We start from the raw sequence: 12,395 nt of genomic DNA, 5'->3' as shown, positions 1-12,395 counted from the left end.
AAGTGAGGAACTAATCCTCACTTTTAGACGAAAAACTATCTACATATTTTTTCTTACAAGAAGAGCAAAATTGAAGTTTCTTATCAAATACAAGAGAAAGAATCTCAAGTACATCAGATGGAATAGTTACATCATGGTGATTGTGAAAAACAATATTTTGAGGGGAGAGCGAAATTAGTCTACTTAGAAGTATATCTTCTTTTGAAAGATTTAATTTGAAATTTCTTGATAAAATATCATAAAACTCGTCTTTTATCTCATTTCCTTCCTTGTCAATAATCAAATACATTTTAGTAGTCGGAATGACATCTACATACTCTATTTTCGATTCTTGAACGTCGGTAAAATATCTCAAAAGATTTATAAATTGAAAATATTCCCTTTCCAGCAGATATTTATTTGTAACATCTTCCACAATACTTTGAATTGTCTTTATATATTCTTTTAATCTGAAGGTCAAGAAACCTTCAAAATTAAATTCAAAATTAGAGTCTAAATAGTCAAGAACCTTCTTTATTATTTCAAACTTTACCTTTGAAAAACTCTGTGAATGTGTCAGTTCATTTAATCTTTTTTGACTTTCTTGAAATATTTTTTTCGCTTCTATTTCGTCTAAAAAATAATAATCTTGCTTTATAAGTTTAAAAAGAAACTTTTCTCTGGTGTACTCAATAATTACATTTGCTATAGCATCAGCAATAAAATATTTTACTCTCTCATAAGCATTTAAATCGAAATTTTTTTTGAGTTCATCGTCGCTTAAAAAAATACCATAAAACGTAATACTACCACATTGATTTGGCTCAATGAAAAGTCCTTTTACATTTTCGTTTCTATCCAACTGTCTTTTTAAACTCTCATATACAAAAACAGGGTCATCTGCCACTCCCAAACTCAATATTTGCATTTTCTTCACATCCCTGAATATAAGCTTTAACTTTTTAGCACAATAATAAATATACCCTCAAATAATCTTTTTCAATATGCTCTTTTTTCTACTCCTGACACAAAGGAATGATAGAACCTATATCTGAAAGCTGCAAACCCGCAACACTCAAGATTTCAATATCATACTTTTTAAGAAAATTCTTTATACTCAAATAATCTGGATGCATTGAAATATCACCATTAAAAGCCATAAGATTTTTGTTAATTAATCCCCCACATCCACCAATAAAGCCATAGTTAAGTCCTTCCAATTTAATAAAACCGGGAGATATAAGCAAACAATCTATCCTATTTTCTAAAGCTTTTTTATAAATCCCTCTATCAGAGGTAATAATTGCATTTGTATTTACAATCAAGGTTGAACATTTAGTATACCCTTGTTTTATATGAATCCTTTGAAGGTTATCTTCTTCGATTTTTTTTGCTACTATTCTATCAGTAAATTCAAAATTGTGAAAGACTTTTGTGCTAACTTTTGCGATATTGTACCTTACATCCTCAGGATATTTTCCCAAAACAGCTTTCTCTCCAAATATTATATTAAACCCAAGTTTTCTTAGTTCATCTGTGGTTTTTCTCGGCGAATTGGGAGCGGCAAAGATTAAATTTCCTTCATAATGAAAATAAAATATGTCAGGGTGAGAAGATATTGCAGGATAAAGGTCATCACAGCTTTCACAAATCACTATTTTTACACCCAAATCTTCCAACGCATAGATAAACTTATTATACGCTCTTTTATCAAGCAAAACGTGCGTAACTTTATGTTCTGGTATATATGGAAATTTTAAGTATCTCAAGTTTTCATCTTCCCAATAAATTTATTATTATAAAGAGGAACAGCTAATATTATGGAAATTATTGCAGATAAAACACCCTGTAGCAAATTAAAAGGCAAATTCGCAAGAGCTACTTTAAGTCCAAATTGTAAACTTCTATTAATATTTAATGCTGATGAAAGATATTTTAACACAAAAGCTTCTGACAAAAAATATCCCATTGCCATAAAAATGCCACTTAGCATTGTCGAAATAATAAAAGGTGTCCACTTCTTCTGTTTCACTTTTAATTTTTCGAAAATCAGTCCACAGATAAACCCTTCAAGTCCCTTGATGACAAAAGTAAAAGGAGCATAAATGGTATAACCAGAAGCAATATCCGCAAGGGCAGAACCAAAACTTCCGCCCATAAACCCTATACTTTTTCCAAATAAAATAGAAGAAAGTATTATTACAATGTCGCCAATGTTAAAATATCCTGTCATAAGTGGTATTCGGATTGTAAATGTTAAAACAAAAACAAGAGCAATTATTACCCCAGAAAATACCCAAAACCTCACTCCGTTTTTCATAAAACCACCTCTGCAAAAATATTTTCTTCAGCTAATTCTACACAAAAAATTCTAAAAATCAAATTTTTAAGCCAAAATTGTATCGATACAAAAATAAAGGGAGCTGGTTCCCCCAGCCCCGATTAACCTTACACAATATTATTAGTTTTTTGTCTTAAATTTTTCAACAAGGTTTTTAAGAACATCTGCCTGGCTAAAAAGTTCTTCTGAAGCTGCAGCTGTCTCTTGAGAGTTTGCTGAATTACTCTGTACCACATTGGCAACTTGGTTTATTCCCTCTGTAATCTGAGCTATTGCTTCAGATTGTTCTTTTGAAGAATACATTATATCATTCATAATCATGGCCATTTTATCGATGTTCTTTGTAATCCTATCTAACGAGGTATATGTCTGTTTTGCAATGCTATCTCCTACTTCAATCTTTTTGATGGTAGATTCAATAAGACTACTTGTCTCTTTTGCTGCATTTGCGCTCCTTGTTGCCAAATTTCTTACCTCTTCGGCTACAACAGCGAAACCTTTTCCATAGGTTCCTGCCCTTGCTGCTTCAACCGCAGCGTTGAGCGCTAATATATTTGTCTGAAAAGCAATTTCATCTATTGTCTTAATTATTTTTGATATATTGGACGAAGCAGTATTAATTTCTTCCATAGCCTTCATCATTTCTTCCATTTGCTGCATACCTATTTTTGCATCATCCCTAATCTGGTTAGCAAAATTAGTTGCTTCTTCTACGTTTTTGCTATTCTGTTTTGTTTGAGCAGATACCTCTTCTATTGAAGCATTTAGCTCCTCGATAGAGCTTGCCTGGTCAGTTGCACCCTGAGCAAGACTTTGACTTGCATCCGCAAGCTGTTTTGCACCAAGTGCAACCTGTTCTGCAGATGATTTTACTGAAAAGATAAGCTGAGATAATGATTCTACCATCTTAGAAAAAGCTTCTGACAAAATCCCAACCTCATCTTTTGAATCAACACTTATATCAACTGTTAAATCTCCATCTGCAATTTTCTGGGCAGCAAAAACCATTTTAGAAAGTGGTCTGCTGATAGCTGAAGAAATAATCAGTCCTAAAAAGAGAGATATTGCTATGCATAGAATAATTATTATTATCATTGATGTTACTGTACTTCTTGCAAGGGCATCATTTTGAAGGTTTGACTCTTCGATGTATTTTTTTTCAAGATCATAGAGGGTATTAATTGAGTTTTGAACTTCAGTCACAAGCTGGGCTGAACTTGGCTTGAACAAAAGGTCAATTGCTGCTTTTTTATCACTTTTTGCAAGTTCAACTATCTGATTTGTTAGACTCTCGTATTCACCAAATAAAGAAATCAACTTTTGATATTCTTTTTTTATGTCCTCTTCATTTATCAATCTTGAAAATTCTTCAAGATTTGTTTTATAAAAATTACTTATCTCATTAGTTTTTTGAAGATACGTATTCATCTCTGTAGAATTTCTCGCAAGTAAAATACTTCTATAGTTTACACGCTGTCGTTCAAAACCTTCAAGCACATTGCCAATTGCAATAAATGCTTTCACATTAGCTTGATAAACCTTTTTATATGCATTGTTTATTCTGTTGATATTTGTAACAGCAATTGTACCCATTAAAAGTATCAAAATTAAAACTATTCCAAACCCCGCTAAAATCTTTGTAGAAATCTTAAGATTTCTAAATAACCTCATAAACCATTTATCCCCTTTCATATTAGATTTTTTAAAGATTTATCCTATCTGGCTTAACAAAAGTTTCACAATCAATTATCAACACAAGTCTTTCGTTTAAGTTTGCAACACCTCTAAAAAACCTTTCGTCTATTTTCTCATATGTGGGTGGCAAAGGACTAATTTGGTCCTTATTTATCACAGCAACCTCGCTCACATGGTCAACAATAATACCAGCTAAAAAATCATCTATACTTATAACAATTACACAGGTCCTTTCGTTATATTCTTTTTGTGGTTTGGAAAGTCTCATTCTTGCGTCTATCACAGGAATGATTTTCCCCCTCAAATTAATTATTCCTTTGACATATTCCTCTTGATTTGGCACATAGGTTATGGGTAAAAGTCCTATAATCTCTATGACATACTTAATCTCTATCCCATATAACTGGTCATCTACTTTGAATATAAGATACATATCTTTCATAGTTTCTTCAAACTCAGCTACTTTATTACTTAACAATTCTTCTTGCATTTTTCTCACCTACCTTTCAAGTAAAGCATCAATATCCAAAATAAATGCTATATTCCCACTTCCAAGGAGTGTACATCCTGAAATGCCTCTTACCTGCTTTAAAATAGCAGGCAGAGTTTTTATAACTATCTGCTGTTGCGAAATCATATTGTCAACAAGCAAAATACCATTTTTTTCACCATTCGTAATAAGTATTCCTAAATAATATGTTTTTTCTTTATTACGTATATCATTTCCATAAAAAATCTTGTTCAAATCAATTACACTAAAACATGTGCCTCTTCTGTACACAAACGGAACTTCGTTTTCCAATACTATCTGCTGCTTTTCAAGTTTAAATGTCTCTACTATTGAGCTCAATGGTACAACAAAAACATTGCCGTCAACATCAATTAACATTCCATCAATTATTGCTAAAGTGAGAGGGATTCTAATTGTAAATCTTGTACCTCTGTCCTTTTCAGACTCAACAAAAATTCTTCCCCCAATTTTTTGAATGCTATTTTTAACAATGTCAAGACCCACACCTCTTCCTGAATATTCTGTAGCTTCTTCTTTTGTAGAAAATCCTGGCTGAAATATTAATTCAAAAATCTCATCTTCTCCAATATCATCAGGTGAGTTTATAATACCTCTTTCTAAAGCTCTTTGTAATATTTTCTCTTTATTAAGACCTCTACCATCATCCTCAATGCTAATAACCACTTCAGACCCGCTATTTTTAGCACTTATATATACATTACCAGTTATATTTTTGCCTTTTTTTAATCTTTCTTCTTTGTCTTCTATTCCATGATCTACAGCATTTCTAATTATATGAATCAGTGGATCTGTTAAGTGTTCTATCAAAACTTTGTCAAGCTCAGTTTCCTCACCGGTGATATGAACATCAACTGGTTTTTGAAGTTTTGCAGACATCTCAATAACGGTCCTTTTTAGCCTTTGAAATGTTGAAGAAAGCGGTAGCATACGCATCGACATTGCAACTTCTTGAAGTTCTCTTATTAGCTTTGACATCTGAAGCGTTAAATTTTTGAAACTGCTATTCTCATCAGTTTTTATTTCTTGGTGTTGTACAATCATTGAAAAGGTTATTACCACTTCGCCAATGAGGTCTATTAGCTTATCAACTTTTTCAATATTAACATTTATCAGTTTATGAGTAGATTGTACAGCATTCTGCCATGAACTTATCTCTTTTGTTAAAGAAGCTTTTTCTGATACTTCTTCAATTTTAATATCTTTTACCCATGCAAAGTTTTCAAAAAGTTTAACTATATCTTCCTTTTTAAGTAAAGTTTCAATTGAAATAAAAAAACCATCTTTTTTGATTTTTTCTGAAGATGCCATATTAACCTCAATATCAGAAGGCAGGTATTCTAATACCTTGACATACTGTTTCAAATTTTGGACAATTAGAAAGGCCCTCAAATTCTCCATTTCCCAGCCTTCTTCAAAAAGCAACCTTATGTGATATCTTTTCTCGCTTTCGGTTTGCGCCTTACCATTTTCTGCTAAACTCATTTCAATCTTTTCTAAAACCTCTTCGATATTTTCTGCATCTTGAGGCTGCTGCAAGTTTTCTATACGATTTATCTGAATGGTTAAAAAATCCACTAACTTCAACATGTCTAAAATAAAATTATCAAGGTTTATTGGTAGTTTACCTTCATCTCTCATACAAACAAAGATGTCTTCAACTCTGTGACAAACCTTAGATATGTTGTCAAACCCCATCATCGCTGAGGAACCTTTTAATGTATGGAAAAATCTTAGAGCTTCTGTTACTGCTACATCAAAGTTTCTGTTTCCTTCTTTGAGTTCGATAAAAATCCTCTCAAGTGAATTTACTATCTCTTTTGCTTCGCTCATAAATACCTCAAACATGGGGTCTTTTTGTACTTCATTCACAGTCTCACCTTCTCATCCTTTTATAAAGAGGCCAAGACCTTAACCAAATGTTCTTCTTTGTATGGCTTTACTATAAACCCTTTTGCTCCATTTAATACTGCCTCTTTTACTTTTTCTTCTTGTCCTAAAGCAGTTATCATGACAACTTTTGCATTCTTGTCAATCTCCATAATCTTTTTCAAAACCTCTATACCGTTCATCTCAGGCATTGTAATATCAAGAGTTACAATATCTGGATGGAGTTGCTGAAAAAGTTTTATGCAGCTTTTCCCATCACATGCTTCACCCACAACTTCAAACCCATATTTTTCTAATGTCTGTCTTAGAGAATACCTTACAAATGCTGCATCGTCTACTATTAAAACTTTTTTCATACAGCAATTTTCCCTCCCCGCAGGAAAAATAATATTCCAAATTTATTTTTACCCGAATTTTCTGTATAATAAACAAAAATCCTACACTGCACAAAAACTTTGCAGTGTAGGATTTTTAAGTATTTACCTTTCTTTATTTAAATAATCTCTATCAAATCCCTAATTATTTTTATAAACTTTTCCTCAACTAACTTTGTAACTTCTATGACCTCTTGATGTGAAAGTTTTTTTTCAAGAATCCCTGCTGCCATGTTTGTTATACATGAAACTCCAAATACTCTCATGTTCATTTGTCGTGCTGCAATAACTTCCAAAACTGTTGACATACCAACAGCATCTGCACCAATAATTTTTAGCATCTTTATCTCCGAAGGCGTTTCATACGAAGGACCTTTTAAAAATGCATATACACCTTCTTTATAATCAACTCTATTTTTTTTGTAGACATCTTTTGCTTTTTCAATCATTTCTCTGTCATATGCATATGTCATATCAAAAAATCTTTCACCAAATCTCTCTGCTTCAGGTCCAATTGCCGGATTTTCACCTGAAAGATTTATATGGTCTTTTATCACCATCAAGTCTCCAGGAGAAAGCAGAGGTGAAATTCCCCCTGCCGCGTTTGTAACAATTAGGTTTTTCACACCCAAAAGTCCAGCTGCCCTCACACCAATTACAACCTCTTGAGCCTTATACCCTTCATAAAGATGAAATCTTCCCTGGAATGCTAAAACCTTTCTTCCTTTTACTATTCCAAAAACCAAGTTGCCTTTGTGCCCTTTGACAGTAGACACAGGAAAATGAGGTATCTCTGAATAGTTAATCTCAATTCTATCTTCCATTGCCTCAACAAAGTTGCCAAGTCCACTGCCCAGAATAATAGCAACCTCTGGCACACTTGGAATCTTACCTTTTATAAACTCTGATGCTTCTTTTACTTTCTCATAATACGACATAAAAATCACCTCAATAGCTATTTTATCATAATTTTTAAAAAACTCTCTCCAAACTTTAAAGGTTTTATATTCAAATATTCTGCTATTGTCTGACCAATATCAGCAAAGCTTTTTCTTGTTCCAAGGTCATGTCCTTTTTTAACATTCTGACCATATACAATAATTGGCACATATTCACGCGAATGGTCTGTTGAAGGTGTTGTCGGGTCACAACCATGGTCTGCAGTGATTATCAAAATATCATCTTCTTTAAGCTTTTTCATGATTTCGGGAAGCCTTGTGTCAAAGTCTATTAAAGCCTTTGCATAACCATAAGGGTCATTTCTGTGACCATACAGCATATCATAGTCAACAAGGTTTGTAAAAATTAATCCTTTATCAACTTCATCCATTGTTTTCAACGTCTTGTCAACTCCGTCCATGTTTCCTTCTGTGTGAATACTCTTTGTCAATCCTCTTTTAGCAAAAATATCCTCTATCTTACCTATTCCCACACATTCAAAACCTGCTTCTTTAACATTATCAAGTAGAGTATTATAAGGAGGCTCAACTGCAAAATCTCTTCTGTTATAAGTTCTTACAAAACTGTTTTTATCTTTTCCCACAAATGGCCTTGCAATTACCCTGGCAACAAGATATTTTCCAACAAGAAGCTGCCTTGCTATCTGGCATATTCTATATAACTCCTCAAGAGGAATTATTTCTTCGTGAGCAGCTATTTGAAATACAGAGTCAGCAGAAGTATAAACAATTGGATAGCCAGTTTTTATATGCTCTTCTCCCAGCTCTTTTATTATTTCTGTACCAGATGCAACTTTGTTGCCAAGAACTTTTCTCCCAATCTTTTTTTCAAATTCACGAATCAAATCTTCAGGAAAACCATTTGGAAATGTCTTGAAAGGTTCCTCTAACACAACACCAGCTATCTCCCAGTGGCCGGTTATAGTGTCCTTGCCCTTTGACATTTCCCTGCTCTTACCAAAAACTCCAATAGGATTAGGATTTGGCGGTGTACCTTTTATACTTGTTATGTTTCCTATCCCAAGTTTATATAAGTTCTTAAGTTCAAGGCCTCCAACTACATAAGAAGTATTTGAAAGAGTATTACTCCCTTCATCCCCGTAAAGATATGCATCGTCAAGTGCACCGACACCCACACTGTCAAGAACAATTAATATAACTCTCATTTAAAAATCTTCCCTCCAATAACAAATACTTGAGATTATTTTTATTTCCCACCAACAATTGCTACACCGCTGCTTGTACCTATCCTGCTTGCGCCTGCTTGTATCATCAAAAGAGCATCCTCAAACGTTCTAATTCCACCTGAAGCCTTAATTTTCAACTTGTCTCCTACAACTTTTCTCAAAAGGAGAATATCCTCATACTTTGCACCGCTTTTAGAAAACCCTGTAGAAGTTTTTATAAAATCTGCGCCCGCTTCGGCTACAATTTTGCATGCTTCGATCTTCTTTTCATCGTCAAGTTCAGATGTTTCTATTATCACTTTCACTATTTTACTTGAATATTCTCTTGCAACATCAACAACACTTTTTATCTCTTCATAAACATAATCTGTGTCACCACTTAGCATAGATCCAATATTTATAACCATATCTATCTCATCAGCACCATTTTCAAAAGCTTCTTTTGCTTCAAACACCTTTGTTTTGAGAGTGTTTGCACCAAGTGGAAAACCTATCACAGTTGCCACTTTGACATTTGACTCTTTCAAGTATTCCTTACATAATCTTACATAATAAGGATTCACACAAACAGAGGCAAATGAGTATTTCAGAGCCTCATCACATATTTTTTTTATATCTGCAGGTGTTGCAGAAGACCTCAAAAGAGTATGGTCAATAAACTTTGCAATTTCTTGTCTGGTCATCATATTCCCCTCCATGTAATTTTAATATTCAAAGACATTATCTTTCGTTATCTTTGCAAATATTACTTTTCTTTTTGGAACAGGCGCTTTTGAAAACTCAAATGCAGTTTTCACATCTAAGATGGCTTCTTCAAGCCTTTTTTCATCATTTGCATAGATTTTAGCAAACGGCATATTCTTACCTATTTTGTCGCCTATTTTACCAAAAAGTTGAATTCCAACTGCATAGTCAATTCTGTCTTCTTTTCTTTGCCTTCCTGCACCAAGTTTTAGCGCACAAAGTCCAAGCTTTAGCGCATCGATGTCTTTTATATACATATCTTCATTGCATTTTAGTTCATAAGTATATTTTGCTTGTGGCAGCAAAGAATAATTGTTAACTATTTCAGGGTTCCCACCTTGGTTTTTTATAATTTCTTTAAACTTTTCAAGAGCATGTCCTTTTTCAATGCTCTCAATTATTCTTTCTTGTGCTAATTTTTTATCTTTTTCAATTCCAGAGATAATCATCATCTCAGATGCAAATTCAACACAAAGATTCTTCAAATCTTCATGTCCTCTGCCTTTTAAGACCTCTATTGCTTCAATAACCTCAAGAGCGTTTCCAATCATAAGACCAAGTGGCTGGTTCATATCTGTAACATATGCGATGGTTTCTCTTCCTGCCAAAGTTCCAATCTCAACCATAGTATTAGCAAGTTCTTTTGCCCTTCCATACTCTTTCATAAAAGCGCCCTTACCAAATTTCACATCAAGTATTATCTTATCACTACCAGCTGCAATCTTTTTGCTCATGATAGAAGATGCTATAAGTGGTATAGATTCAACTGTACATGTGACATCTCTTAAAGCATATATCTTTTTGTCTGCAGGAACAAGGCTTTCTGACTGTCCAACAATTGCCGCACCAACTTTATTTACAGCTTCTATAAACTCATCTTCTGAAAGCTCTGTTTTCAAACCTGGAATTGACTCCAACTTGTCAATTGTCCCACCTGTGTGAGAAAGTCCTCGTCCTGACATCTTTGCAACTTTTACACCGCAAGATGCTGCCAGTGGTATTAAGACCAGGGTTGTTGTGTCAGCAATACCACCACTTGAGTGTTTGTCAACCTTGATTCCCTCTATACTGCCGAGGTCTACCATCTTGCCTGATTTTGCCATGAGCATGGTAAGTTCTACAAGCTCATCTTTTGACATCCCTCTAAAATATATAGCCATCAAGAAAGCAGCCATCTGATAGTCTGGAATTTCGCCTTTTACATATCCATTCACAATAAATTCAAGCTCTTCTTTGCTCAAGATTTCACCATCTCTTTTTTTCCTAATAATTTCTGTTACCAGCATGCTTTTCACCTTCTTGTTTTACTTTGTTAAAAACTTGAGAATCTGGTTAGCAAAAACAGAACCCAAAAATATTCCAAATATACCCATTACACCTGCAAGAGCATTTGGAGCAGGAATTGGAAGCTTAAGAATCCTGAATATAGCACCGACAACAAACCCTGTGATAAAAGAAAGTAATATTGATTTCACCTTTATCAGTCGCCCTCCTATCTTATTATCTTACTTAATTTATCTTAATTTTATCTTTTTTGTAATCCAAATCCATATGGCAAAAGTTCTTTGATATTAGTTTCAACTATTTTTGTCAAATCATGATTTGAAAGATAAATGATGGCATCTTTTGCAAGTTCAAATATTACCTGTCTACACGCACCACATGGCGATATAGGCCCATTTTCTGGACCAATGATATAAAGAGCTTTTATTTCACTTTCACCTTCTGATATCGCTTTAAAAAGTGCAACTCTTTCTGCACACATGGAAAGTGGATATGAAGCATTTTCTATGTTGCACCCTGTATATGCCTTGTTACTTTTTCCAACAGCTACTGCACCAACCCTGAAACGCGAATATGGTGCATATGCCCTTTTTTGAGCTTCTTGGGCCAAGGTCAAAAAATATATAATTGTATCATCAACTTTGTCCAAATACTTCATTTTTTATACCCTCTTTCGTACAATATAGAATCTGAACTTCTTGGGTGAAAAATAATTCGAAGAATACAAAATTGGAATGTCGTTTTGGTCAAAATGGACTTGGTCAAGCAAAAGAACAACATCATTCTTTTCAAGGTCAAGCTTTTTGTACACATTATTTTTCTCAGCAAGCATTGGAATAATATCAGAGATTGCGTACGCAATATATATTCCCAATTTGTCATTTAAATAGTCAAATAATGATTCTCCTATAAATTTAAATTCAGATGAAAATAGCTTTGCAGGAAGTCTATCAACACAATAAACAACGGGAATACTCTCAGCAAGTCGTACTCTTTCTATTTTAATAATCTCTTCAGTTGATGGTATTCTGAGCATATGAGCCTCTTTTGCGTTGGGATAGGTTTTGGTCACGACAATATCTTTGGTATGTGGTTTGTATCCCTGTTTTTCCATTAGTTTTGTTATACTCTGAAGTTCTTCCATTCCAGATTGTAAAATTGGCCGTGATGACACAAAAGTCCCAACACCATGTTTTCTTACAACATATCCTTCTTCTTCTAATATCCTTAAAGCCTCTCTAAGTGTTGCTCTGCTCACACCAAAAAACCTTGCCAGTTCCAGCTCAGAAGGAAGTTTGTCACCTTCTTTAAATTTTTCTTCTATGAGTTGTTTTAATCTCTTCAACACAACCTCATACCTTTGGGGGTATCCTACTAATTCAAAATTTTCCATTGCTCGCACCCGCCTTTTTT

14 protein-coding genes are annotated in these 12,395 nt (G+C 33.8%); all 14 read right to left on the bottom strand.

The window, feature by feature from the left end; translation table 11 throughout:
• Nucleotides 1-10 precede the first annotated feature (10 nt).
• The 14 genes from ytxC to CaldiYA01_RS03735 all read right to left on the bottom strand — a co-directional run bounded on the left by ytxC (nt 11) and on the right by CaldiYA01_RS03735 (nt 12,375).
• Complete coding sequence (gene ytxC / locus CaldiYA01_RS03800) at nt 11-907, bottom strand: putative sporulation protein YtxC (protein ID WP_207181521.1); 897 nt, start codon at nt 905-907, stop codon at nt 11-13.
• A gap of 88 nt (nt 908-995) precedes the next feature.
• Nucleotides 996-1,748 (bottom strand): DUF6873 family GME fold protein, encoded by a 753-nt coding sequence (locus CaldiYA01_RS03795; RefSeq protein ID WP_207181519.1) that lies wholly within the window; start codon nt 1,746-1,748, stop codon nt 996-998.
• Entirely contained in the window at nt 1,745-2,299 is a 555-nt protein-coding gene (locus CaldiYA01_RS03790; RefSeq protein ID WP_207181518.1) for an ECF transporter S component, read from the bottom strand. Before CaldiYA01_RS03790 ends, CaldiYA01_RS03795 begins: the two co-directional genes overlap by 4 nt.
• Before the next feature lie 141 nt (nt 2,300-2,440).
• Nucleotides 2,441-3,991, bottom strand: coding sequence for a methyl-accepting chemotaxis protein (locus CaldiYA01_RS03785; protein WP_207181516.1), 1,551 nt, complete (start codon nt 3,989-3,991; stop codon nt 2,441-2,443).
• Nucleotides 3,992-4,022: 31 nt separating this feature from the next.
• Nucleotides 4,023-4,505, bottom strand: a complete 483-nt coding sequence (locus CaldiYA01_RS03780) for a chemotaxis protein CheW (RefSeq protein ID WP_207181514.1) — start codon at nt 4,503-4,505, stop codon at nt 4,023-4,025.
• Between the two features lie 9 nt (nt 4,506-4,514).
• Nucleotides 4,515-6,416 carry a chemotaxis protein CheA gene (locus tag CaldiYA01_RS03775; RefSeq protein ID WP_207181513.1) on the bottom strand — a complete coding sequence of 634 codons (1,902 nt, stop codon included), beginning with the start codon at nt 6,414-6,416 and terminating at the stop codon, nt 4,515-4,517.
• 20 nt (nt 6,417-6,436) lie between these two features.
• Entirely contained in the window at nt 6,437-6,790 is a 354-nt protein-coding gene (locus CaldiYA01_RS03770) for a response regulator (RefSeq protein WP_013290864.1), read from the bottom strand.
• 137 nt (nt 6,791-6,927) lie between these two features.
• Nucleotides 6,928-7,746: a purine-nucleoside phosphorylase gene (locus CaldiYA01_RS03765; RefSeq protein WP_207181511.1), complete on the bottom strand. Its 819-nt coding sequence runs from the start codon at nt 7,744-7,746 to the stop codon at nt 6,928-6,930.
• 17 nt (nt 7,747-7,763) lie between these two features.
• On the bottom strand, nt 7,764-8,933 hold the full coding sequence (locus tag CaldiYA01_RS03760) for a phosphopentomutase (RefSeq protein WP_207181509.1): 1,170 nt from the start codon (nt 8,931-8,933) through the stop codon (nt 7,764-7,766).
• A gap of 41 nt (nt 8,934-8,974) precedes the next feature.
• A complete protein-coding gene (deoC, locus tag CaldiYA01_RS03755; RefSeq protein WP_207181507.1) occupies nt 8,975-9,637 on the bottom strand; it encodes a deoxyribose-phosphate aldolase in 663 nt (220 codons plus the stop codon).
• 21 nt (nt 9,638-9,658) lie between these two features.
• Nucleotides 9,659-10,984, bottom strand: coding sequence for a pyrimidine-nucleoside phosphorylase (locus tag CaldiYA01_RS03750; protein WP_207181505.1), 1,326 nt, complete (start codon nt 10,982-10,984; stop codon nt 9,659-9,661).
• A gap of 18 nt (nt 10,985-11,002) precedes the next feature.
• Complete coding sequence (locus CaldiYA01_RS03745; protein WP_207181503.1) at nt 11,003-11,173, bottom strand: XapX domain-containing protein; 171 nt, start codon at nt 11,171-11,173, stop codon at nt 11,003-11,005.
• A 50-nt stretch (nt 11,174-11,223) separates the two neighbouring features.
• Complete coding sequence (gene cdd / locus CaldiYA01_RS03740) at nt 11,224-11,640, bottom strand: cytidine deaminase (RefSeq protein WP_207181501.1); 417 nt, start codon at nt 11,638-11,640, stop codon at nt 11,224-11,226.
• Between the two features lie 3 nt (nt 11,641-11,643).
• Entirely contained in the window at nt 11,644-12,375 is a 732-nt protein-coding gene (locus CaldiYA01_RS03735; protein WP_207181499.1) for a GntR family transcriptional regulator, read from the bottom strand.
• Between the last annotated feature and the right edge of the window lie 20 nt (nt 12,376-12,395).

The organism is Caldicellulosiruptor diazotrophicus, assembly GCF_017347585.1.
GTDB classification, from domain to species: domain Bacteria; phylum Bacillota; class Thermoanaerobacteria; order Caldicellulosiruptorales; family Caldicellulosiruptoraceae; genus Caldicellulosiruptor; species Caldicellulosiruptor diazotrophicus.
The sequence above is the reverse complement of the archived record's forward strand: the minus strand, read 5'-3'. Positions and strand labels throughout refer to the sequence as shown.